This window comes from Pseudomonas sp. PB105 (assembly GCF_009764655.1).
GTDB classification, from domain to species: Bacteria; Pseudomonadota; Gammaproteobacteria; order Pseudomonadales; family Pseudomonadaceae; genus Aquipseudomonas; species Aquipseudomonas cyclaminis.
In genome coordinates this window covers 283482-305951 of record NZ_RWIO01000026.1, presented here as the reverse complement: position 1 = coordinate 305951, position 22470 = coordinate 283482, and the positions used below count along the sequence as shown (strand labels likewise).

General features: G+C 59.5%; 21 protein-coding genes. 10 read left to right on the top strand and 11 right to left on the bottom strand.

Translation table 11 applies throughout. The annotated features are described in order from the left end of the window. The 7 genes from EJD88_RS04800 to EJD88_RS04775 all read right to left on the bottom strand — a co-directional run. Nucleotides 1–644: IS3 family transposase (locus tag EJD88_RS04800; RefSeq protein ID WP_256673672.1), on the bottom strand; the 644-nt coding region annotated here is incomplete at its 3' end. 8 nt (nucleotides 645–652) lie between these two features. Next, entirely contained in the window at nucleotides 653–955 is a 303-nt protein-coding gene (locus EJD88_RS27145; RefSeq protein WP_256673671.1) for a transposase, read from the bottom strand. A 189-nt stretch (nucleotides 956–1144) separates the two neighbouring features. After that, nucleotides 1145–1873: an alanyl-tRNA editing protein gene (locus tag EJD88_RS04795; protein ID WP_158877001.1), complete on the bottom strand. Its 729-nt coding sequence runs from the start codon at nucleotides 1871–1873 to the stop codon at nucleotides 1145–1147. Nucleotides 1874–1875: 2 nt separating this feature from the next. Further along, nucleotides 1876–2868: a serine O-acetyltransferase gene (locus EJD88_RS04790; RefSeq protein ID WP_099582710.1), complete on the bottom strand. Its 993-nt coding sequence runs from the start codon at nucleotides 2866–2868 to the stop codon at nucleotides 1876–1878. Between the two features lie 37 nt (nucleotides 2869–2905). Further along, on the bottom strand, nucleotides 2906–3820 hold the full coding sequence (locus tag EJD88_RS04785) for a PLP-dependent cysteine synthase family protein (protein ID WP_112196457.1): 915 nt from the start codon (nucleotides 3818–3820) through the stop codon (nucleotides 2906–2908). 15 nt (nucleotides 3821–3835) lie between these two features. Continuing rightward, complete coding sequence (gene moeB, locus EJD88_RS04780; protein ID WP_158876999.1) at nucleotides 3836–5698, bottom strand: molybdopterin-synthase adenylyltransferase MoeB; 1863 nt, start codon at nucleotides 5696–5698, stop codon at nucleotides 3836–3838. A gap of 23 nt (nucleotides 5699–5721) precedes the next feature. After that, nucleotides 5722–6615 (bottom strand): DMT family transporter, encoded by an 894-nt coding sequence (locus EJD88_RS04775; protein WP_160385034.1) that lies wholly within the window; start codon nucleotides 6613–6615, stop codon nucleotides 5722–5724. 160 nt (nucleotides 6616–6775) lie between these two features. On the opposite strand from EJD88_RS04775, the gene EJD88_RS04770 reads away from it, so the two are divergent. Together EJD88_RS04770 and EJD88_RS04765 are read left to right on the top strand one after the other, a co-directional pair. Further along, nucleotides 6776–8200, top strand: coding sequence for a PLP-dependent aminotransferase family protein (locus EJD88_RS04770; protein ID WP_099582706.1), 1425 nt, complete (start codon nucleotides 6776–6778; stop codon nucleotides 8198–8200). A gap of 115 nt (nucleotides 8201–8315) precedes the next feature. Further along, a complete protein-coding gene (locus tag EJD88_RS04765) occupies nucleotides 8316–9467 on the top strand; it encodes a DDE-type integrase/transposase/recombinase (RefSeq protein ID WP_158876997.1) in 1152 nt (383 codons plus the stop codon). A 92-nt stretch (nucleotides 9468–9559) separates the two neighbouring features. Here EJD88_RS04765 and EJD88_RS04760 read toward each other — a convergent pair whose 3' ends face one another. Further along, nucleotides 9560–10378 (bottom strand): pyruvate, water dikinase regulatory protein, encoded by an 819-nt coding sequence (locus EJD88_RS04760; protein ID WP_003193298.1) that lies wholly within the window; start codon nucleotides 10376–10378, stop codon nucleotides 9560–9562. Between the two features lie 178 nt (nucleotides 10379–10556). Here EJD88_RS04760 and ppsA point away from each other — a divergent pair, with 178 nt between their 5' ends. The 8 genes from ppsA to EJD88_RS04720 all read left to right on the top strand — a co-directional run bounded on the left by ppsA (nucleotide 10557) and on the right by EJD88_RS04720 (nucleotide 18651). Further along, complete coding sequence (ppsA, locus tag EJD88_RS04755) at nucleotides 10557–12932, top strand: phosphoenolpyruvate synthase (RefSeq protein WP_099582705.1); 2376 nt, start codon at nucleotides 10557–10559, stop codon at nucleotides 12930–12932. A 105-nt stretch (nucleotides 12933–13037) separates the two neighbouring features. Continuing rightward, nucleotides 13038–14027 carry an alpha/beta fold hydrolase gene (locus EJD88_RS04750; RefSeq protein WP_099582704.1) on the top strand — a complete coding sequence of 330 codons (990 nt, stop codon included), beginning with the start codon at nucleotides 13038–13040 and terminating at the stop codon, nucleotides 14025–14027. A gap of 187 nt (nucleotides 14028–14214) precedes the next feature. After that, nucleotides 14215–14706 (top strand): ribonuclease E activity regulator RraA, encoded by a 492-nt coding sequence (rraA, locus tag EJD88_RS04745; RefSeq protein WP_158876995.1) that lies wholly within the window; start codon nucleotides 14215–14217, stop codon nucleotides 14704–14706. A gap of 24 nt (nucleotides 14707–14730) precedes the next feature. Then, nucleotides 14731–15726 carry a zinc transporter ZntB gene (locus tag EJD88_RS04740; protein ID WP_099582703.1) on the top strand — a complete coding sequence of 332 codons (996 nt, stop codon included), beginning with the start codon at nucleotides 14731–14733 and terminating at the stop codon, nucleotides 15724–15726. 86 nt (nucleotides 15727–15812) lie between these two features. After that, on the top strand, nucleotides 15813–16058 hold the full coding sequence (locus EJD88_RS04735; RefSeq protein WP_025854229.1) for a hypothetical protein: 246 nt from the start codon (nucleotides 15813–15815) through the stop codon (nucleotides 16056–16058). A gap of 2 nt (nucleotides 16059–16060) precedes the next feature. Then, entirely contained in the window at nucleotides 16061–16885 is an 825-nt protein-coding gene (locus EJD88_RS04730; RefSeq protein ID WP_158876993.1) for a mechanosensitive ion channel domain-containing protein, read from the top strand. Nucleotides 16886–16972: 87 nt separating this feature from the next. Next, nucleotides 16973–17563 carry an RNA polymerase sigma factor SigX gene (gene sigX, locus EJD88_RS04725; protein ID WP_099582702.1) on the top strand — a complete coding sequence of 197 codons (591 nt, stop codon included), beginning with the start codon at nucleotides 16973–16975 and terminating at the stop codon, nucleotides 17561–17563. 107 nt (nucleotides 17564–17670) lie between these two features. Next, on the top strand, nucleotides 17671–18651 hold the full coding sequence (locus EJD88_RS04720) for an OmpA family protein (protein WP_003175517.1): 981 nt from the start codon (nucleotides 17671–17673) through the stop codon (nucleotides 18649–18651). Nucleotides 18652–18708: 57 nt separating this feature from the next. On the opposite strand, the gene cobA is transcribed toward EJD88_RS04720, so the two are convergent. From cobA to EJD88_RS04705, 3 genes are read right to left on the bottom strand one after another with little or no spacing between them, the layout of a single operon-like run. Further along, nucleotides 18709–19452 (bottom strand): uroporphyrinogen-III C-methyltransferase, encoded by a 744-nt coding sequence (gene cobA / locus EJD88_RS04715; RefSeq protein WP_158876991.1) that lies wholly within the window; start codon nucleotides 19450–19452, stop codon nucleotides 18709–18711. A gap of 26 nt (nucleotides 19453–19478) precedes the next feature. Then, nucleotides 19479–21149: a bifunctional protein-serine/threonine kinase/phosphatase gene (locus tag EJD88_RS04710; protein ID WP_158876989.1), complete on the bottom strand. Its 1671-nt coding sequence runs from the start codon at nucleotides 21147–21149 to the stop codon at nucleotides 19479–19481. Beyond that, the gene (locus tag EJD88_RS04705) at nucleotides 21149–22360 is read right to left on the bottom strand and encodes a NarK/NasA family nitrate transporter (protein WP_158876987.1); all 1212 of its coding nucleotides are present in this window, start codon (nucleotides 22358–22360) and stop codon (nucleotides 21149–21151) included. Before EJD88_RS04705 ends, EJD88_RS04710 begins: the two co-directional genes overlap by 1 nt. Nucleotides 22361–22470 lie beyond the last annotated feature (110 nt).

The window sequence follows — 22470 nt, the reverse complement described above, 5'->3', positions numbered from 1 at the left end:
TTATCCCAGCACTCGCCTTTACGGCTCATGCTTTGCCTAAAACCCTGTTTGAGCAGCTCGTTTCGAAACTTATGACTGGTGTACTGACAACCTTGGTCAGAATGAAACAACACATTCTGGGGATGGCCGCGTAGCTCAACCGCCATGCGTAGCGCTTCGCAGGTCAGGTTGGCATCAGAAATCATCGAGAACGACCAGCCTACGATCCTGCGAGCGTACAAATCCAGAACGGCGGCGAAGTACATCCACCGCTTGCCGACCTTGATGTAAGTCACGTCACCACACCACACCTGATTAACCGCCGTCACATCAAATTTCCGCTTGAGCACGTGTGGCGCCACCAAGGCCTCTACGCCCGGCGACTTGTACTTATGGCGCCTGCGTTGACGACTAGCGATGCCAGCTTCGCGCATCAAACTGCGAGCCATATAACGTCCGATACGATGCCCTTTGGCTTGTAGTTCCTTGGACAATGTACGTGCGCCGGCCGACTCTCTGGACGCCTTGTGGTGCCTGACCAGCGCGGCCTTGAGCTTGTCCCGTTCAGGATTTGCTCTGCCCTGGCGCTGACGCCAAGCGTAGAAACTGCTGCGGTTGACCCCGAACGCCCTGCAACACCTTTTAACGCCGTACTGCTCGTCCAGCTCATCGATCAGCGTGAATGATCTTTGGCGTCCAAAAGCAGGAGAGCACTGGCCTTTTTTAGGATTTCGATATCCATATCTTTCTCTCGCAGCAGAGCTTTGAGCCTCTGGATTTCTCGTTGATCAGCGGTAATCGCCTTGGCCCCTACGGGAGTTGAGCCCAAGCGTTCTTTTTGCACTTGATCGACCCAGCGACGCAGCGCTGTGGGGCCGATATCCAGGCTGGCACAGACTTCGGTAACTGGCTGACCTTCATCCAACACCATGCTGGCGGCCTTAAGCTTGAACTCACTCGAATAAGATTTACGCATATCCAAACACCTCAAATTTGGGCGCTATCATAGCGCCCGAATGAAGTGTCCAAAATCATTAGGCCAGTTCAGCTTGCCCCCGATAGCGGTGTTTCAATCAGCATATGCAGTGACTGACACCCTGCTATCGGGGGCAAGCCCCCTCCCACATTGTCCTCCACTGTTGCGCTATTGAGTCAGGTTCAGGAATCACTCAAACCGCAGGATCACCCTGCGGTTGTGCTTGCTCTTCTTCTCGATCTTCTCGCAGAACACCCGGCCGATTTCCTCGGTGTTGATCACGTGGGTGCCGCCACACGGCTGGATGTCGATCCCGGCAATTTCAATCACCCGTACCGAGCCTTGGATCACCGGCGGCGCGACCGCCTGGGTGCGGGTTATCTGCAGCAGCGTGGAGTATTCCGTGGCGGCCATCGACAGGGTTTTCACCGAGTGAGCCTGTTCGATCAGCGCGTTGAGGTCGCGGGTGATGCTGTCTTTGTCGAGGGTCATTTCCGGCAGGTCGAAATCCAGGCGGCCCTTGTCGGCACTGATGCTGCAACCCGTCACCGGCGCATCGATGATCGAGCACAGCAAGTGCAGGCAGGTGTGCATTTTCATGTGCTGATAGCGCCGTTCCCAATCGAGGCCGGCATCGACCTGGACCCCCGCAGTCAACTGCTCGGGGCAGTGTTCCACCTGGTGCCAGATGATCGAACGCAGCACCGGGTCGCGTACGGTGCCGGTCACGGCCACCTGCGTCCCGTCGGGCAGGGTCAAGTGGCCGGTGTCGCCCGGCTGTCCGCCGCCGGTTGGGTAGAACAACGTGTGTTCCAGGGCAATGCCGTGTTCGCTGACGGCAATCACCCGGGCGCTGAAGGCGTTTTGGTAGGGCGCGCTGTCAAACAGCGCCAGGGTTTCCATGGTGTGCACAGACATGTTCAACCTCCGACGATCAGTGGGCTGGCTTGCAACAGGTGGCGCACCATTGCACTCAAGCCAGGGGGGGAAAGCAGGGTGATTTCAAACTCCGGGCCGCAGATTTTCAGGTTCAGCGGCAGGCGTGGCAGCTGATTGCCGGCTTCAACGCGGTGCAGGCGAAACTGCAGGTGGTGACGCTCCTTCACCGTCGGTTCCAGCATCAGCCCCTGCAGAGGGTGGAAGTCGGCGTCCAGTACCGTGACCTTGTGGCTGGCATTGACCTCGCCGACCACATGCAAGCGCTCATCCAGGGCGAAGGCGCCGAGGTAGTTGCTGTGGTCCGATTCATCGTTTTTTTGCAGTTGGATCTGGTTCACCACCTTGACCTTGGTCCCGGCGGGTACGTCCTGGGTGATCACGCAGGACGGGCTGATAAACACGTTGTCGCCAATCAACACATACCCCAGCACACGGGCGCCGGAGCCGACTTCGACGTTGTTGCCCAAGCGTGGATGGCGCTTGCCGTCGGGGTTGTTGGCGATGCCCCGGGCGCCGAGGGTCACGCCGCAGAGGATGTAGCAGTCGTGGCCGATCTCGCAGGTTTCACCGATCACGGTGCCGTAGCCGTGGTCCAGCACAAAGCGGCGGCCGATGCGCGCCGCCGGGTGAATCTCCGCACCGGACAGCACCTTGCCCTGATTACTGAGTTTGAGGGCGATGCGTGAAAACACGCCGTTGGTCTGGTCGGGGAAATTCCACACAAGGTGTGCAAGGCGGTAATACAGCACCGCCTTGAACGAGGCATAGGATTCCAGGATCAGCTCGCCGCGCCCGCGTGATGCCGGATCGCGGTAGGCGTAGGCGATCAGGTCTTCGGCCACCGCCTGGGCGGCGTTCTGGATCAGCGGCGCCAGGTGCGGTTCCAACTGCTTCATCTGCGCAGGCGTGAGGGTCTTGATGAGCTGGGTGAGCAACTCATCATGCAGCTGTTGCATGTCGATAAAGCCACCCATGGAGGCACCCCCGCAATCTGGCTGGTTGGAAAACCGGTTATTCAAAACTGGGAAGGTAGCTGTCGGCATTGTCGTAGACCATGGTCAACACCACCGTTTCGGGTGGCAGTTCGGGGGCGAGCCGGGCGATGGCGACCATGTTGGCAGCGGAGGACAGGCCCAGGCTGATGGCGTCGGTGCGCATGATGCGTTTCATCATGTCGATGCAGTCCTGGCGCGAAACCTTGAGCATGCCGTCGATCACATTGAGGTTGAGGATGCTCGGGATCAGGCCAATCGACAGGCCCTGGATATGGTGCGGCGCGTGCTGGTCTTTCAGCAGGTCGCATTCCTCCGGTTCCACGCCCATGACGCGGATCGCCGGCCAGGCGGCTTTGAGGGTTTCGCCGATACCGGTGATATGGCCACCGGTGCCGATGCCGCTGACAAAGTAGTCCACACGGCGCTCGCCAAAGGCGCGAAGGATTTCCGGCGCGGTGGTGTCGCGGTGGGTCTGCGGGTTGGCGCCGTTGCGTTGCTGGTTGAGCATCACGTAGCTGGGGTTTTCCAGCTGCAGCTCCATGCACTTTTCGCCATGGGAATTGTTGCCCCGGCGGCTGTCCGACAGCACCACCTTGGCGCCGTACAGGCGCAGCAGCTTCTGTTTTTCGGGGCTGTAGTTGTCGGGGATCACCAGCACCACTTTGTAGCCCAGCACATTGCCGGCCATCACCAGGCCGATGCCGGTATTGCCGCCGCTGGGCTCAATGATGGTTTGCCCGGAGTCGCGTATCAGCACGCCCCGGCGCTCGGCGTCGAGGATCATGCCCAGGGCGATGCGCGCCTTGTGGCTGCCACCGGGGTTGAGGGATTCGAGCTTGGCGTAGACCTCGATGCCAAGGTCTTCGGAAAACTGCGCCAGCCGCACGATGGGCGTGTGGCCGATGGCGTCGAGGATCGAGTTATGCAACATCAGTCGGTCCTCGGGTCAGTACAAGGGCATGTCAGGTTCGACGTCGCGAACCCAATGTTTCATGCCGCCTTGCAGGACTTTGGTGTTGGCAAAGCCCGCCGCCAGCAGCGTACTGGCCGCTTGCTCGGCGCGGGTGCCGGCGTAGCAGATCAGGTAATGGGTGTTGTCGCGGTTGAGGCGGTCGAGTTGATCGTCCAGCTCGGCGAGGGGGATATGCAGCACCCCCGGCAACTTGCACACCTCCAGTTCGCTGGCGTCGCGCACGTCCAGCAGTACGTCGGCGCTGCGTGGGTGTTCGAGCAGTTGCTTGAGGACGCGGGGCTTGATGTAGCGTTCTTCGGCCAGTGACGGGGCGCTGGGCAGGGCGTCGGCGCACACGGCCGGCGCGATCGTTTCACTGTGGCGCAGTTCGGAACAGCACGGGCAGTCGGCGCGGCGCTTGAAGCGGATTTCGCTGAACTTCATCGCCAGCGCATCGAAACGCATCAAACGCCCGGACAGCGGCTCGCCAATGCCGATCAGCAGCTTGATGGCCTCGGTCGCCTGGATCATCCCGACCACGCCGGGCAACACGCCGATCACGCCACCGGCGCTGCAATTGGGTGCCAACTCTGCGGGCGGTGCGCTGGGGAACAGGCAGCGGTAGCACGGCCCGCCCTTGTAGTTGAGCACGCTGATCTGCCCGTCGAAACGGTAGATGGCGCCATACACCAAGGGTTTTCCAAGCTGGACGCATGCGTCATTGACCAGGTAGCGGGTGTCGAAATTGTCGGTGCCGTCGATCACCAGGTCATAGGCGCCCACCAGTTCCAGGGCGTTATCGGCATTCAGCGCGGTGTTGTGGGCATTGATCTGGATGTGAGCATTGAGGTCTTGCAGGCGCTGTTTGGCGGACTCGACCTTTGGCAGGCCCAGCGTGCTGTTGCCGTGGACGATCTGGCGTTGCAGGTTGCTGCTTTCCACCACGTCGAAATCCACCAGGCCCAAAGTGCCGACGCCGGCCGCCGCCAGGTACAGGCTGATGGGCGAGCCCAGGCCGCCGGTGCCGATGATCAGTACCTTGGCTTTCTTCAGGTTCAACTGACCCTCGCGGCCCACGCCCGGCAGCGTGATATGGCGCACGTAGCGCTGGACTTCTTCGTTGCTCAGGGATTCGACGTCGATGCCGCCGGACGTGGCGAGCAGCACTTCGATCCTGGCTTTTTCCGGCAACGGTTCGTCGGCCTCGATCAGCGCTTCCTCGGCGGTAAACAGGAAGTGTTCCTTGAGCTGATTGTTCTTCTCGTGAAACAGATGCGTGCGCAACTGCGGGTGGCTGTTGCAGAGGTTTTCAATGACTTCGCGCAATGTCGATCCGGTGCTCTCAAGGGTCGATTCCGGCAGCTTGGCCACGCGAACCAGGATATCGGGGAAAGAGACAGCGTTCATGGACAACTCCGTGTGCAGGTCGTTGAAGGGTTGAAGGGCGAACTGTGTGCCATCCCAGGCAAACAGCTTGGAACCGAGAGCCTGGCCCTGGCGAACATCGACTACCAGGTAGCTCACGGGGTAGATCGGTTCACCCAGGAACAGCGCCTTGTCCTGGTCCTCATCGCTGAAATAGGCGCCGACGTCAGGGTGAGAGTGGTAGATCACCACCACGGGGTTGTCGCTGCGAAACGCCTTGTTCAACAGTAGGGTGTCGGCCACCGAGAAGGTGTAGCCGTTGGCTGCGCTGCGTGGGTACATCTCGGGGTTCTTGCGGTGCAGTTCATTCTGGATATTGCTGCCCAGGTACACGCTGCCGTCGGCGAAGACGTAGCCGCAGCATTCCTCGGGATAGCTGCGGCTGGCGTGGGCGTAGATCAGTTCCAGGGCGGTGGGGCGGAGGACGTCCATGTTTCTCTCGCGTTGGTGGGTGGTCAATTTTTCTTGGCCATGAGTTTTTCGATGGGCAACTTGGTGATCGCAAAACCGGCCAGCAGGATGGCCGAGTACAGCATCAGGTCGCGGGAAATCGCCACGCCTTCGTACCAGGCGCCGATGATCACCGCGAACACCGGGAAGATAATGAATACGAACGACAGGATGATCGGGCTCAAGCGCTTGAGCAGCATGAAGTACACGATGAATCCGCCCACCGAGGCCACCAGTCCGAGGTAGAACAGGGCGCTCCAGGAGCGCAGGGTGATGTCTTCAAAGGTGGGTGTTTCAAACCACAGCCCCGCGACGAACAGCATCAACCCGGCAATGCCGATGGGCAGGGTGTTGTAGGTGATCACGCTGATGGCGCTGCCTTTCTGCTTGGTAATCACATAGCACAAGGCATGCATGATCGCGGCCGTCAGAATCGCCAGCACGCCGAAAAACTCGGCGTGGTCCAGGTGCAGGCCCTGGCTGCGGATGATCATGTACAGGCTGCCGAAGCCGATGCCGATGCCGACCACCTGGGAAAAGTAGATGCGCTCGCGCAGGAACAGCGCGGAGAAAATCAGGATGAATACCGGCATGCAACTGAAGAGCAGGGCGGTGAGGCCGGACGAGACATGCATCTCGCCGTAGTTGAGCAGGTAGTAGGGCACGCTGAAGTAGGACAGGGTCACGAACACGAAAAACCAGCGGCTTTCGCGAGGGAACAGGATGGGCTCGCGGCGCACCATGGCGAAACACAGGAACAGCGGGAAGGCGATGAGAAAGCGCAGGCCGGCGGAGGTCAGCGGTGGCACGCTTTCCACGGCAATCTTGATGCCCAGCCAGGTCGTGCCCCAACTCAGGCACACGATCAGGAACATCACACTGGTGATCAGCCCGGCCAGCCACTGTTTTTGGGTTTTGGTTTTGGCGGTGTTTTCGATAACGGCGGACATTGGCATCGTTTATTGCTTCCCTGAGCCGGAATTGAACTCTATATTGAACTTGTAATGAGTGATTAAATTCGGCGATTGAACCCGTAAAAGCACACTATTAGGGCGAAAGATGGCTGTCAAAACAAATATTGACATGGTGTCAATTATGCGTGAGGGCTTGTCCAACGGTCAGGGCGTGAAGTACAAGCGCCTGTCCGATGTCATGGAACGGGGCATCCTCGAAGGCTTGATTGAACCGGGACGAAAACTGCCGCCCCATCGGGTGCTTTCCGACAATCTCGGGGTGACCATCGGTACCATCAGCCGGGCCTACGGTGAGTTGGAACGCCTGGGTCTGGTGGTCGCCCGCGTTGGTGACGGAACATTCGTGCGCAAGCGTGGGATGGAGCGCCAGCGCGATGAAGGCTTTCGCAACGTCAGCGAGGAGCCGCGCCAGTACTTCGATATGAGCCGCAACATGCACATCCCCGGGCAGGAGACGGCCTTCCTGGCCCAGAGCTTCCAAACCCTGTCGACCAACGCCAAGTTCCTCCAGGACATCAGCGCCTACACCCCGGACGCTGGCCTGCCGCGCTACCGCGAAGCCGGTGCGCAATGGTTGGTGCAGCGTGACTTTCATCCCATCCCTGAACAGGTCATTTGCGTGAATGGCGGCCAGCACGGCCTGCTCTGCGCGATGATGGCGCTGCTGCGGGCAGGCGATACGGTGGTAACCGAACAACTGACGTACCCAGGCCTGATCACCGCAGCGCGCATGCTCGGCATACGCTTGATCGGCCTGGAGATGGATGACGAAGGCGTGCTGCCGAATGCGCTGGATGAAGTCTGTCGAAACCACCGGATTTCGGCGCTGTACTGCACGCCGACGATCCAGAACCCCACCACCGCCGTGTTATCGGTGGCGCGCCGCGCTGCGCTGGTCAAGGTATGCCGCGAGCACAATCTGCTGATCCTGGAAGACGAAGCCCACGGTGTATTGGTAGAAGATCGGCCGCCGCCTCTCAGCCATTTCGCCCCCGAGCGTACGATTTTGATCAGTAGCCTGAGCAAGGCGGTGTCCGCCGGACTGCGCGTGGGGTACGTACATGCACCGCCGGCGCTGGTCAGCCGGATCTCGGCAGCCCTGCGCTCAACCTGCTGGATGGCCACGCCAGTAACCCTGGAACTGGCCACCCAGTGGATCGAAAACGGCACGGCGGAGTACTTGCTGCGCCAGCAGATCAACGAGATCAGTCGGCGTAAAGCCCTGGTGCGTGACCTGCTCGAAGGCCTGCAATATCGCACTCACCTCAACAGCCCGCACTTCTGGATTGAGGTGCCCGAGCCGTGGCGTGCGTCGGAAATCGAGGCTGAACTCAAGCAGAACAACTACCTGATCGCCACCGCCGAGGCATTTGCCGTGGGGCAGACGGCAGTGCCGCAGTTTATTCGGGCGAGTATCTGCAATACGTCAGGCGACGATCAGTTGTTGCGCGAGGGGTTTGACGCGTTGGCGACGGCGTTGGGGCAGGGGGGTGGCCGGTTTCACCTGTAGGCCTTGGTCTTTGTGGTGAGCGGGCTTGCCCGGGTACAAACCGGGGACATCGTTTACATATCTAACCGGGGACATGGTTTACAGGTTAATACGCATGATCAGGAGGTAACTGATCATGCCCTGGAACCAAGAGTCTCCTATGGATCAACGAATCAAGCTGGTCATCGACTTGCTGTCTGGCGATTTCACCAAGAGCCAGTTAGCTCGGCGTTTTGGCGTCAGTCGACCGACTGTAGATAAATGGATCTCCCGTCACGTTGAAGGCGATTTAAAGTCGTTGGCAGAGGTGTCTCGACGGCCTCACACCAGCCCAAATAAGACTGATGATGAGATTTTGGCTCGCATAGTGGCGATGAAAGAAGCCCACGATAAATGGGGGCCGAAGAAGCTTGTCGAGCTATTACGAATCGCTGACCCGTCTGTCGCCTGGCCATCGCCAAGCACGGCTGGCCAATGGCTTGACAGGCTTGGGCTGGTCAATAAACGGCGTTTCAAGCGACGGCACAGTAGCGTTCACAGGGTAATGCGAGAAGCCAACGAACCCAACAAGACGTGGTGCGCTGACTACAAGGGGCAGTTCAAGATGCTCAATGCCCAGATGTGCTATCCCCTGACCGTTACGGACCATGCTTCACGGTTGATTTTGGCATGTAGAGCCCACCCCAAAATCATGACCCAGCCTGTCAAACAAGCATTCGAGAGGCTTTTTCAGGAGTACGGGATGCCGGAAGTCATTCGCTCTGACAACGGCGTTCCCTTTGCTTCTCCAGGCCTGGCAAGAATGTCCACGCTGGCAGTTTGGTGGATCCGCCTGGGTATATATCCCGAACGAACCATGCCGGGACGACCTGCCCAAAATGGCCGCCATGAAAGGATGCATCGCAGTTTGAAGCTTGAACTGCCACTGGGAAAAAACCTGATCGAGCAGCAGCTTTTACTGGAGCACTTTCGACATGAATTCAATTACATACGCCCCCACGAGGCGCTCGGTATGAAACGTCCAGGAGATCTGTACGTACCGTCTACTCGAGCTTATCCAGGATGCCTGCCGGATGTGGAATATGCAGCGGAAATGGAAGTACGAAGCGTCAGACAGAATGGCTCGATCATGTGGAAAGGAAAGTTGGTGTTTGTTAGCGAAGCGCTATCAGGAGAACGGATCGGGCTCAAAGAGGTTGAAGATGATGTTTGGGATCTGTACCTGTGTGACTATCCCCTGGGGAGGCTTGGACGAGGCATGAATCGCGTCCAAGCTTCAAATGTGTAAACGATGTCCCCGGTTTCAGATGTAAAGGATGTCTACGGTTCTACACCGCGCGAGGCAAGCTCGCTCACCACAAAAGTGCCAGGCAGAGAATATTACTTGAAGCGCCGCTCCACACCCTTCTCCACCAGAATCTTCGCTGAAATCTCTTCAACCGAAAAATGCGTGGAATTGATGTGCGCAATATTCTCGCGACGGAACAGATTTTCCACTTCACGCACTTCGAACTCGCACTGGGCATAGCTTGAGTAGCGGCTGTTGGGCTTGCGCTCGTTGCGGATGGCCGTCAGGCGGTCCGGGTCGATGGTCAGGCCGAACAGCTTGTGGGAGTGGGCGCGCAGGGCGGCCGGCAGCGTCAGGTGTTCCATGTCGTCTTCGGTCAGCGGGTAGTTGGCTGCGCGGATGCCGAATTGCATGGCCATGTACAGACAGGTAGGCGTTTTGCCGCAGCGCGACACGCCCACCAGGATCAGGTCGGCCTTGTCGTAGTAGTGCGTGCGGGCGCCATCGTCGTTGTCGAGGGCGAAGTTCACCGCCTCGATACGCTCCATGTAGTTGGAGTTATGCCCAATGGAATGGGACTTTCCGACGGAGTAGGAGGAGTGCTCGCTCAACTCCTGCTCCAGTGGCGCCAGGAAGGTCGAGAAAATGTCGATCATGAAACCATTCGACGTTGCGAGAATCTCACGGATGTCTTGATTGACGATGGTGTCGAAAATGATCGGCCGAAAACCGTCTTTTTCAGCCGCCAGATTGATTTGTTGTACCATGGCCCGCGCTTTATCCACGCTGTCGATATAGGGCCGCGTGAATTTGGCGAAGGTAATGTTTTCGAACTGCGCGAGCAGGCTTTGACCCAATGTTTCGGCTGTGATGCCGGTGCCGTCGGAGATAAAGAAAGCAGATCGTTTCATTTGAGCCCTGGGCCTTAAGCTGATGGCGAATCTTGGATATGATAGGCGCGATTTTGCCGTCCCGCAGTGGGCCGCATTCTCACTTATTTTCCAGGTCCAGGCCACAAGCGCTGGCGAACGCTCCTACTGAGCAGCCGGCGTCCTGAGCTTTTCCAACACAGAAAGTGGAGAGATCACCTTGGTAGAGTACGTAGTTTCCCTCGATAAGCTCGGCGTCCATGATGTAGAGCACGTAGGGGGCAAGAACGCATCCCTCGGCGAGATGATCAGTAATCTTGCAGGCGCTGGTGTCTCGGTGCCCGGTGGTTTCGCCACCACGGCCCAGGCTTACCGCGATTTTCTCGAACTGAGCGGCCTCAACGCCCAGATCCACGCCGCGCTGGACGCCCTGGACGTCGATGACGTCAACGCCCTGGCCAAGACCGGCAGCCAGATCCGCCAATGGATCATGGACGCCGAGTTCCCCGAGAAACTCAACGAAGAAATCCGCACCGCCTTCGCCGCTCTGTCGGCCGGCAACCCGGATATGGCCGTTGCCGTGCGCTCCTCCGCCACTGCCGAAGACTTGCCGGACGCCTCCTTCGCGGGTCAGCAAGAGACCTTCCTTAACATCCGTGGCGTAGAAAACGTGATCCGCGCCGCCAAGGAAGTGTTTGCCTCTCTGTTTAACGACCGCGCCATTTCCTACCGCGTACACCAAGGTTTCGACCACAAGCTGGTGGCTTTGTCTGCCGGTGTGCAGCGCATGGTGCGTTCGGAAACCGGCACCGCCGGCGTGATGTTCACCCTGGACACCGAGTCAGGCTTCCGTGACGTGGTGTTTATCACCGGCGCCTACGGCCTGGGCGAAACCGTCGTACAAGGCGCGGTCAACCCGGACGAATTCTACGTACACAAGCACACCCTTGAAGCCGGCCGCCCGGCCATCCTGCGCCGCAACCTGGGCAGCAAGGCAATCAAGATGATCTACGGCGACGAGGCCAAGGCCGGCCGTTCGGTCAAGACCGTTGATGTGGACAAGGCCGAGCGCGCACGTTTCTGTCTGTCCGACGCTGAGGTCAGCGAATTGGCCAAGCAAGCGATGATCATCGAAAAGCACTACAAGTGCCCGATGGACATCGAATGGGCCAAAGACGGTGACGACGGCAAGCTGTACATCGTGCAGGCCCGCCCGGAAACCGTGAAGAGCCGCACTTCGGCCAATGTCATGGAACGCTACCTGCTGAAAGAAACCGGCACCGTACTGGTGGAAGGCCGTGCCATCGGCCAGCGCATCGGCGCCGGCAAGGTGCGGATCATCAAGGACGTGTCCGAGATGGACAAGGTCCAGCCAGGTGACGTACTGGTCTCCGACATGACCGACCCGGACTGGGAACCGGTGATGAAGCGTGCGAGCGCCATTGTCACCAACCGCGGCGGGCGTACCTGCCACGCGGCGATCATCGCCCGTGAGCTGGGGATTCCGGCCGTCGTGGGTTGCGGCAACGCCACCCAGCTGCTGAAAGATGGCCAGGGCGTGACCGTGTCCTGCGCCGAAGGCGACACCGGTTTCATCTTTGAAGGTGAGTTGGGCTTCGATATCAAGCAAAACTCCATCGACGCCATGCCCGACCTGCCGTTCAAGATCATGATGAACGTCGGCAACCCGGACCGCGCCTTCGACTTCGCGCAGTTGCCGAACGCCGGTGTGGGCCTGGCCCGCCTGGAATTCATCATCAACCGCATGATCGGCGTGCACCCCAAGGCCCTGCTGAACTACGACGGCCTGCCGCTGGACATCAAGGAAAGCGTCGACAAGCGCATCGCCGGTTACAACGACCCGGTGGGCTTCTACGTCGAGAAGCTGGTTGAAGGCATCAGCACCCTGGCGGCGGCGTTCTACCCGAAAAAGGTCATCGTGCGCCTGTCGGACTTCAAGTCCAATGAATACGCCAACCTGATCGGCGGCAAGCTCTACGAGCCGGAAGAAGAAAACCCGATGCTTGGTTTCCGCGGCGCCTCGCGTTACATCAGCGAAGCGTTCCGTGATTGCTTCGAGCTGGAATGCCGCGCGCTCAAACGTGTACGCAACGAGATGGGCCTGACCAACGTCGAGATCATGGTGCCGTTCGTCCGCACCCTGGGCGAAGCGAGCCAGGTGGTCGACCTGCTGGCTGAAAACGGCCTGTCCCGTGGCGAAAACGGCCTGCGCGTGATCATGATGTGCGAACTGCCGTCCAACGCCATCCTGGCCGAAGAGTTCCTGGAGTTCTTCGACGGCTTCTCCATTGGCTCCAACGACCTGACCCAGTTGACCCTGGGCCTGGACCGCGATTCGGGGATCATCGCCCACTTGTTCGACGAGCGTAACCCGGCCGTCAAGAAGCTGCTGGCCAACGCTATCCAGGCCTGTAACAAGGCCGGCAAGTACATCGGCATCTGCGGCCAAGGCCCTTCCGACCATCCGGACCTGGCCAAATGGCTGATGGAACAGGGTATCGAAAGCGTCTCGCTGAACCCCGATTCCGTGCTGGAAACCTGGTTCTTCCTGGCGGAAGGCCAAGCGCCCGCTTAAGGTCGTTACGTCAAAAGTGCCGGTCACTCGTTGTGGGTGACCGGCATTCTTATCTGTACAGGGCGGAATCCTTGCGGACGTCGCCCTTTTTTGTGCAAGAGCATTATGCAAAGCAGCAGCAACCTGTTTCCCGTCGCCCTGATCAGCGCTGAACGTCGTGGCGACCTGAGTGAAGACGTGTACCGCCTCAAACCCGGTAACAGCCCCGACGGCACTGTCGAGCTGGCGGTTACCCGTTTAGGCTTGGCCGATGTCCCGGAAAACCGGGGCATTCCGGTTATTTTGTTGCACGGCAGTTTTTCCAACCGGCGCTTCTGGTATTCGCCCAAAGGCATCGGCCTGGGCGCTTATCTGGCGCGCCAGGGGTTTGATGTGTGGATCCCGGAAATGCGCGGCCATGGCCTGTCCAAGCGCAACCATGACTATGCGAAAAATCGGGTTGCCGACTACGCGCGCTATGATTTGCCGGCCATCGGTGCGTTTGTGCGCGAGCAAAGTGCCCAGATCCCCCATTGGATCGGCCACTCCCTGGGCGGTACAGCCTTGGCGGCGGCGCTGGGTGGTCAGCACCTGGGCGCACCGGCAGTGGCGTCGGTGGCCTTGTTTGGTTGCCAGGTCAGTCGCACCCACTGGCCCCTGAAACTGCCGCCGGTGGAATGGACCGGTCGATTGCTTCTGAAACGCTTTGGAGAGCTGTCCGGCTCACGCCTCAAGCGCGGCCCGGAGGACGAACCGGCGGGCGTGCTGATCGAAGCCATGCGTTGGAATGGCCTGTTTGGACGCTTTGGCGAGGGTAAGCAGGATTGGTGGAAAGGCCTGGCAGACGTCGATGTGCCAGTGTTGGCCGTCAGTGCGGCCGGTGATCATCAGGACCCTGACTGGGCCTGTCGCAAGCTGTTCGAGCAAATCGGTTCTGAGCATCGCCAATACCTTTGCCTGGGTCGCCAGCAAGGGTTTACCGGTGATTTCGGGCATGTGGAAATGCTTGTGAGCAAGGCCGCCCAAACCGAAGTATGGCCACTGGTGGCGCAATGGTTGAAAGACCCACTCACACCGTTGTTTGGCGCCCCGGCCGAGGTGCTGGCGACGGTTTGACGCAGCGCTCTGCCAAGGGCGTTTCGCTCGTGCAAGGTAGCGGCTAAGATATGACGCGCTGAACGCTTCTGGTCATATTCAGTCGCGCAGTGGCTCTTGCGTTGCGGCGAAGCGAATGGGATGTTCCTCGTCCGCTTCGACCGATACTTCTTTGAAAGACACTTCTTTGGCAGAAAGGAATTTTTCGATGAACCATTACGTGACCCCCGACCTGTGCGACGCCTACCCGGAACTGGTGCAGGTGGTCGAGCCGATGTTCAGCAATTTCGGCGGCAGAGACTCCTTCGGTGGCGAGATCGTCACCATCAAGTGCTTCGAAGACAACTCGTTGGTCAAGGAGCAAGCCGACCAGCCGGGCGCCGGCAAGGTGCTGGTGGTCGACGGGGGCGGTTCCCTGCGGCGGGCGTTGTTGGGCGACATGATTGCCGAAAAGGCCGCGAAAAACGGCTGGGAAGGGCTGGTGATCTACGGTTGCATCCGTGATGTCGATGTCATAGCGCAGACCGATCTTGGCGTGCAGGCCCTGGCCAGCCATCCGTTGAAGACCGACAAGCGCGGTATCGGTGACCTGAACGTGGTGGTCACGTTTGCCGGCGTGACCTTCCGTCCGGGTGAGTACATCTATGCGGACAATAATGGCGTGATCGTGTCGCCAAGTCCGTTGAAAATGCCTGAATAAACCGCAATAAACGACGGGGTGAGGATGTTCGAGGAAGAAAACGCGCAGTGGGGCCTGGTGCATGCCCTGGTGCTGGACGGTAAAGGCGGTGCGCGTTCGATTGCCCGGACTGAGCTCGATGACTTGCAACTGCAGCCCCAGGAAAGCCTGTGGCTGCATTGGGATCGCAGCCACCCGCAAACGCAGACCTGGCTGCGTAAATCCAGTGGCCTGAGCGAGTTCGCCTGTGACCTGCTGCTGGAGGAGAACACCCGCCCGCGCCTTTTGCCGTTGCCGGAGGCCGAGCTGCTGCTGTTCCTGCGTGGGGTTAACCTCAACCCCGGCGCGGAGCCGGAAGATATGGTTTCGGTGCGTATCTTCGCCGCCGCCAGCCGTGTGATTTCACTGCGTCTTCGCCCGTTGCGGGCGACCGATGAACTGCTGGTGCAACTGGCAGAGGGCAAAGGGCCGAAAACCGCGTCCGAACTCATCCTTTATATGGCGCAGTACCTGACCAATAAGGTGCAGGATCTGGTCACGGACCTGTCTGAAATCGTGGATACCGAGGAAGAAAAACTCGATACCGACGAACGGTACACTCCGGAGCACGGCAGCGTGTTGCAGATCCGCCGGCGAGCGGCCGGGCTCAAGCGATTCCTGGCACCGCAGCGGGACATCTTTGCCCAACTGACGCGGATCAAATTGCCGTGGTTCTGCGACGACGATGCCGACTACTGGAACGAATTGAATAACAGCCTGACCCGCTATCTGGAAGAGCTCGAATTGACCCGCGAGCGCGTGGGGCTTGTGCTGGAGGCCGAAGACAGGCGCTTGAGCGTGCGCATGAACCGCACCATGTACCGCTTCGGGATCATCACCGGGATCTTTTTGCCCATGAGCTTTTTGACGGGGTTGCTGGGTATAAATGTGGGCGGTATACCGTTCTCTGAGAGCCCTTACGGATTCATGGTGGCGTGCCTGTTAATGGTGTCTGTAGCGCTCGGACAATGGTGGCTATTTCGACGATTACGCTGGGTTTGAGCTGAATATCAGCTGAACGTAGGAAGGGTCCTATGTGACCCCAGGAATTTTACCCTCGTCTTTTAAATCACTTGCGAGAGGTCTCTATGCACGATCCGTTCGAACAGTCTTTACGTGACATGCTCAATGCCTCGCCGTCCAACCGTGACGACGATGCCTGCCTGGGCCGCGTGTTGAAAACCGCTAACCGCCAGGTGGGCGCGGGTGACCTGTTCGGTCTGCTCGGCCGCTGGGTGCCAGCGTTGATGATGGCTCTGAACAACGGTTCGGCCCACGTATCGCCGGTTTCTCGTCGTAAACCTCTTGCTCGCACTGCTGATAAGGCTGATTGAATATGGAACTTGATCTCTGGACCCAGAGCCTGGTCACCGCGATGACCGCATTGTGGACCAAGGTGGCGAATTTCATTCCCAACCTGTTTGGTGCGCTGGTCCTGGTATTGCTGGGTTTTGTCGTCGCCAAATTGTTCGACACCCTGTTGTCCAAATTGCTTGCAAAACTCGGCCTCGACCGCCTGATGGCAGGTACAGGCCTGACCAAGCTGCTGGGACGCGCCGGGCTGCAGGTGCCGATCTCCACGTTGATCGGCAAGATCGTTTATTGGTTCGTTTTGCTGATTTTTCTGGTTTCTGCGGCTCAATCCCTTGGACTTGAGCGAGTTTCAGCTACGCTCGACATGCTGGCGCTGTATTTGCCGAAGGTTTTCGGCGGTGCGCTGGTGCTGCTGGTAGGTGTTCTGCTGGCGCAACTGGCCAATGGGCTGGTGCGCGGCGCTGCCGAAGGCGTGGGGCTGGACTATGCTGCTGGCCTGGGGCGGATCGCTCAGGGGCTGGTGATCATCATCAGTATTTCGGTCGCGATCAGCCAGTTGGAGGTCAAGACTGACCTGCTCAACCATGTGATCGTGATCGTTTTGATTACCGTTGGTCTGGCCGTTGCGCTGGCCATGGGCTTGGGAAGCCGGGAAATTGCCGGCCAGATTCTTGCGGGAATCTATGTGCGTGAGCTGTATCAGGTAGGGCAACAGGTGCGTGTAGGCGAGGTCGAAGGGCAAATCGAAGAGATCGGCACAGTCAAGACGACAGTGCTGACCGATGACGGTGACCTGGTGTCGTTGTCCAATCGGATTCTCCTTGAGCAGCAGGTCAGTAGCCGCTAACCCGGTAAACCCTGCTAATGTACGCCGCCGCAAACCCGGCTGACCGGGCTGTAGCGGACATTGACCTGACTGTCGGCACGACTTGTTTTGAATAAAGCCCAAACGCTGTCCACGCGCTACGACCCCCGTGAGCTCTCTGATGAGGAGTTGGTCGCGCGCTCGCACACGGAGCTGTTTCACGTAACTCGCGCGTACGAAGAATTGATGCGCAGGTATCAACGCACTCTGTTCAACGTTTGTTCAAGGTATTTAGGGAACGATAGAGATGCGGACGATGTCTGTCAGGAAGTGATGCTGAAGGTGCTGTACGGCCTGAAGAACTTCGAGGGCAAATCGAAGTTCAAGACATGGCTGTACAGCATCACCTACAACGAGTGCATCACGCAGTATCGGAAGGAACGGCGAAAGCGTCGCTTGATGGACGCTTTGAGTCTGGACCCCCTTGAGGAGGCGACCGAAGAGAAGGCGCCGGCACCCGAGGAAAAGGGCGGACTCGATCGCTGGCTGGTGTATGTGAACCCGATTGACCGGGAAATTCTGGTGCTACGTTTCGTCGCAGAGCTGGAATTTCAGGAAATCGCTGACATCATGCACATGGGTTTGAGTGCTACAAAAATGCGTTACAAACGTGCTCTAGATAAATTACGTGAGAAATTTGCGGGCGAGACTGAAACTTAGTGCGTGGCAAATATCTCTTACGTGTAGGCAAGTTCTGTTAGACTTGTCGCCGAGTTGTCCCCCGGTTTGTGGGACTGCTTTACAATCACCAGATGGGGATTTAACGGATGAAACTGAAAAACACCTTGGGCTTGGCCATTGGTTCTCTTATTGCCGCAACTTCTTTCGGCGTTCTGGCACAAGGCCAAGGCGCAGTTGAAGGCGAGCTGTTCTACAAGAAGCAGTACAACGATAGCGTCAAGCACATCGAAGACGGCTTCAATCCTGGCGCTCGCATCGGTTACTTCCTGACCGACGACCTGTCCTTGAACCTGTCCTACGACAAAACCAACCACACCCGTTCGAACGACGGTACTGGTAACCAGAAGATCAAAGGCGATACCGGCAGCCTGGTTGCCCAGTATCACTTCGGTCAAGCTGGCGTTGACAGCCTGCGTCCATACGTAGAAGGCGGTTTCGGCCACCAGAGCCGTACCAACGTTCAAGCTGACGGCCACAGCGGTCGCGACCAGACTACCTTCGCTACCGTTGGTACTGGCGTGAAGTACTACTTCACCAACAACCTGTACGCTCGTGCCGGTGTTGAAGCTGACTACGGTCTGGACAACGGCAAGTGGGACTACTCCGCACTGGTCGGCCTGGGCGTAAACTTCGGCGGTAACGCTGGCGCAGCTGCTCCAGCTCCTACCCCAGCACCAGCTCCAGAGCCAACTCCAGAGCCAGAAGCTCCAGTTGCTCAGGTTGTTCGTGTTGAGCTGGACGTTAAGTTCGACTTCGACAAGGCCGTTGTTAAGCCTAACAGCTACGGCGACGTGAAAAACCTGGCCGACTTCATGGCTCAGTACCCAGCTACCAACGTAGAAGTTGCTGGTCACACTGACTCCGTAGGTCCAGACGCTTACAACCAGAAGCTGTCCCAGCGTCGTGCTGACGCTGTTAAGCAAGTCCTGGTTAAAGACGGCGTTGCTCCTAGCCGTGTAACTGCTGTTGGTTACGGCGAATCCCGCCCAGTTGCTGACAACGCAACTGAAGCAGGTCGTGCTGTTAACCGTCGCGTAGAAGCGTCGGTTGAAGCTCAAGCTCAGTAATTACTGAGTAGAAAAAAGCCCGGCTCAGGCCGGGCTTTTTTTCGCCTGGAATTTGCCTCAGGCACTGGCCTGTGCTGCAAAGTGAGCAGCCTGCTCCGTGGCGGCAACGCTGCCGATCACCAGGATTGCCGGGCTCTTCAACGCGAAGGCGTGGGCATCCTCGTGCATCCGCGACAGCTCGCTGCGGCATTCGCGCTGCTGGGGCAGTGATGCATTTTCGATCATCGCCACCGGCATATCCGCTGCCATCCCACCTTCGAGCAATTGCTGGCGAATCTCCTCCAGCTTGGCCACCCCCATATACACCACCAATGTCGTGCCACCTTCAGCCAGCGCGCGCCAATTGAGCCGGCTGTCGTCCTGAGTGTGCGCCGTGACCAGGGTCACACCTCGGCTGACACCGCGTAACGTCAGAGGAATCGCGCAGTTCGTCGCTCCCGCCAACCCTGCGGTGATCCCATTGACCAATTCCACCTCGACGCCGCGCTCGCGCAACCATATGGCCTCTTCGCCACCCCGTCCGAAAATGCACGGGTCGCCGCCTTTGAGCCGAACTACGCATTTTCCTTGGCGGGCATAACGCAGCATCAGGCGGTGGATAAAGTCCTGCGGTGTAGAACGGCAGCCGCCGCGTTTGCCCACGGTAATCACGCGAGCCCCGGCGCAGTGCTCCAGCACGGCCGGGTTGACCAGATCGTCGATCAACACGACCTCGGCTTCGTTCATTGCTCGTACGGCCTTGAGGGTCAGCAACTCCGGGTCGCCGGGGCCTGCGCCCACCAGCCAGACTTTTGCGTTCATGTGTTTTCCCTCGCGTTGAGACTGCGTCAGCTGTGAAAGAGTGAGTAGAGGAGCACCAGATTGAGCAACATCGACAGCAGCGCCAGGGTTCGCCAGACCTTCAACGGCTCTCGCTCCAGCAACGGCCGGGGGCGAATGTTCAATTCCTGGCGATCCGCCTGCTCCAATACCCGCAACCACTCTTCGGCGGTTTCGTAGCGTTGCGCGGGTTGAGCGGCCACGGCCCGTTCCAGGCTCAGCGGTAGCCAGTCCGGCAGGTCGGGGCGATAACGGCTGGCGCTGACCGCCTGGGTAAACCGGGGCCGTTGGAAGGCTTCGATTTCACCGTAGGGGTAATGCCCGGTCAGCAGGTAATACAAGGTGACGCCTACGCTGTATAAATCCTGCTGGGGCGTAGGACTGTCGCCATTAAACGCTTCGGGCGCGATAAAACTGGGGGTGCCAGGCAGCACATGGGCGCGGTCCTCTGAAAGGCCGGGGCAGTAGGCCAGACCGAAATCCAGCACGCGCAATTCACCGTCATCCCCCAGCAGCAGGTTTTCCGGTTTGATATCGCGGTGCAGAATCTGCCGTCGATGCAGCATGCCCACTGCGCGCAGCAAGCGCTCGGCCACCGCCTGCCATTGCGCCAGAGGCAGCGGGCCTTGCCGCTCAAACAGCTCGGCGAGGGTCTGCCCTGGATATTCACGCATCACATAGTACAAATGCTGACGCCCGCTGGCCGCATGGACTTCAGGAAACGCCCGACCGGCGACCCGCCGCAAAAACCACTCTTCCGACAGCAATGCCTGGCCGGCGTCGCTGTCATCGTCGCGGCTCAAGGGCAGGGTTTTCAGCAGCCAGGGTTGCTGCTGGGCGTCGCGTACCCGGTACAGCAACGACTGCCTGCTTTGCGCCAGCACGGCGTCCACTTGCCAGCCTTCAAAGTGTTGCCCGGCCTTCAGCGGCGGTGGCAAGGGCCATTGCTGCAACTGCACCAAAGCATCGCCGAGGGTGGCTTCGCCGAGGGTGTCGACACGCACCAACAGCGCGCTGGCATTGTCCTGGCTACCTGCTAGATGCGCGGCGTTGACCAGAGTGTTTACCGCCAGATCCAGGTCCCTTTGTTCACGCAGGATTGCGCTGATGCTGTGATCGCCCAGGGTTGCCCACACGCCATCGCTGAGCAGCAGGAAACACTCACCCTCGCGCAACTGACCGTCGAGAAAATCCAGCACCAAGTGCTGATCCAGGCCGAGCGCGCGCTTGAGCACATGCTGCATGCCCGGCTGCTCCCACACATGGTCTTCGCTGATGCGCTGCAACTCGCCGTCCAGCCAGCGATACACCCGGCAATCGCCGACATGGGCCAAGGTGAAGCGCTGCCCGCGAAAGACCAGGGCACTGAGGGTGGTCAGCAACGGCTGACCACCGCCATTGGCCTGCAGCCAGCGGTTCTGTGCGAGCAGCAAGCGCTCCAGTGCCTGGGCCACGCCCCAGGTTTGCGGCGTGGCGTAGTAATCCAGGGCCAGGGCCTGCAGGGTCGAGCGGGCGGCCAGGCCACCGTCGGCACACTGGCTCACGCCGTCGGCCATGGCGCACAGGTAGCCTTTGCTCGCCGCCAGTTCGGCGGCGGGGGTCACCACCCGCAGCGCGTCCTGGTTTTCCGCCCGTGGGCCGATGGCGCTGGCGTGGGCGACGCTCAGTTGCAGGCTCATCAGACGCGCGCGGCGGTCACGGCCGCCGAACCCCAGGTGGTCCTCCAGCGGCGCTTGACGCCATGCAGGCCGAACCAGGCCAGCAGGCCCAGGCTCGCGAACAACCACAGGGCCAATTGATAGCTTCCGGTGCTCTGCTTGATAGCACCCATGCCCGCCGCCAGGGCGAAACCGCCGATGCCGCCGGCCATGCCGATCAGGCCGGTCATCACGCCGATCTCACGACGAAAACGCTGTGGCACCAACTGGAACACGGCGCCATTTCCCGCGCCCAGACCGAGCATGGTGCAGACGAAAAGAGCCAGTGCCGCGTAGGAGCTGGGCAGGTTGAAGCCGACTGCCGCAATGCAGATGGCAGCGACGCTGTACATGCCGAGCAGCGTGCGAATCCCGCCGAAACGGTCGGCCAGTGCGCCGCCCAGAGGGCGCATCAGGCTGCCACCGAACACGCAGGCGGCGGTGTAGTAGCCGGCGGTCATGGGGCTCAGGCCGTATTGGTCGTTGAAATAGCCGGGCAGGGCGCTGGCCAGGCCGATAAAGCCGCCGAAAGTCACGCTGTAGAAAAACATGAACCACCAGCTGTCGCGGTCGCCCAGGGCCTTGAAGTAATCAGCCATGGACTTGGCTTTTGGCCGCTCAGGGGCATTTTTTGCGAGCCAGGCGAAGACGATCAGGGTCAGGATCAGCGGGATCAGCGCAAAGCCGAACACGTTGCTCCAGCCGAATGCCGCCGCCAGTACCGGGGCCAGCAACGCCGCGAACACCGTGCCCGAATTACCGGCACCGGCAATGCCCATGGCCTTGCCCTGGTGCTCGGCCGGGTACCACTGGGACGCCAGCGGCAATGCCACGGCAAAGGATGCGCCGGCCATGCCGAGGAACAGTCCCAGCAACAAGGCTTGTTCGTAGCTGTGAACGCCTAGTTTCCAAGCGCCGAACAACGCCACGATCACGATCACCTGGCCAATCAGCCCGGCTGTCTTGGGCGACAGTTTGTCGGCCAGCATGCCCATCAAGAAGCGCAACACAGCGCCCGCCAGGATCGGCGTCGCTACCATCAGGCCGCGTTGTTGCGTGGTCAGGTGCAGGTCGGCGGCAATCTGCACTGCCAGCGGGCCCAACAAATACCAGACCATGAAGCTCAGGTCGAAATACAGGAACGCGGCAAACAGGGTCGGGGTGTGCCCGGATTTCCAGAAGCTTGATTTCATCACGCACCTCAACGGTTGGGAGTCTTGTAAGAAGGCCTGGTGATGGAACAGCCAGCTAAGGCCGCCCCACCGGCCCCGTGCTGCGGGGGCCAAAACGAAAAAACGCCGCC

Coding starts and splice junctions, on each gene's coding strand:
- EJD88_RS27145 (WP_256673671.1), bottom strand. CDS start 955: ATGCGTAAATCTTATTCGAGTGAGTTCAAGCTTAAGGCCGCCAGCATG.
- EJD88_RS04795 (WP_158877001.1), bottom strand. CDS start 1,873: ATGTCTGTGCACACCATGGAAACCCTGGCGCTGTTTGACAGCGCGCCC.
- EJD88_RS04790 (WP_099582710.1), bottom strand. CDS start 2,868: ATGGGTGGCTTTATCGACATGCAACAGCTGCATGATGAGTTGCTCACC.
- EJD88_RS04785 (WP_112196457.1), bottom strand. CDS start 3,820: ATGTTGCATAACTCGATCCTCGACGCCATCGGCCACACGCCCATCGTG.
- moeB (WP_158876999.1), bottom strand. CDS start 5,698: ATGGACGTCCTCCGCCCCACCGCCCTGGAACTGATCTACGCCCACGCC.
- EJD88_RS04770 (WP_099582706.1), top strand. CDS start 6,776: ATGGCTGTCAAAACAAATATTGACATGGTGTCAATTATGCGTGAGGGC.
- EJD88_RS04765 (WP_158876997.1), top strand. CDS start 8,316: ATGCCCTGGAACCAAGAGTCTCCTATGGATCAACGAATCAAGCTGGTC.
- EJD88_RS04760 (WP_003193298.1), bottom strand. CDS start 10,378: ATGAAACGATCTGCTTTCTTTATCTCCGACGGCACCGGCATCACAGCC.
- EJD88_RS04750 (WP_099582704.1), top strand. CDS start 13,038: ATGCAAAGCAGCAGCAACCTGTTTCCCGTCGCCCTGATCAGCGCTGAA.
- rraA (WP_158876995.1), top strand. CDS start 14,215: ATGAACCATTACGTGACCCCCGACCTGTGCGACGCCTACCCGGAACTG.
- EJD88_RS04740 (WP_099582703.1), top strand. CDS start 14,731: ATGTTCGAGGAAGAAAACGCGCAGTGGGGCCTGGTGCATGCCCTGGTG.
- EJD88_RS04735 (WP_025854229.1), top strand. CDS start 15,813: ATGCACGATCCGTTCGAACAGTCTTTACGTGACATGCTCAATGCCTCG.
- EJD88_RS04730 (WP_158876993.1), top strand. CDS start 16,061: ATGGAACTTGATCTCTGGACCCAGAGCCTGGTCACCGCGATGACCGCA.
- EJD88_RS04720 (WP_003175517.1), top strand. CDS start 17,671: ATGAAACTGAAAAACACCTTGGGCTTGGCCATTGGTTCTCTTATTGCC.
- cobA (WP_158876991.1), bottom strand. CDS start 19,452: ATGAACGCAAAAGTCTGGCTGGTGGGCGCAGGCCCCGGCGACCCGGAG.
- EJD88_RS04710 (WP_158876989.1), bottom strand. CDS start 21,149: ATGAGCCTGCAACTGAGCGTCGCCCACGCCAGCGCCATCGGCCCACGG.
- EJD88_RS04705 (WP_158876987.1), bottom strand. CDS start 22,360: ATGAAATCAAGCTTCTGGAAATCCGGGCACACCCCGACCCTGTTTGCC.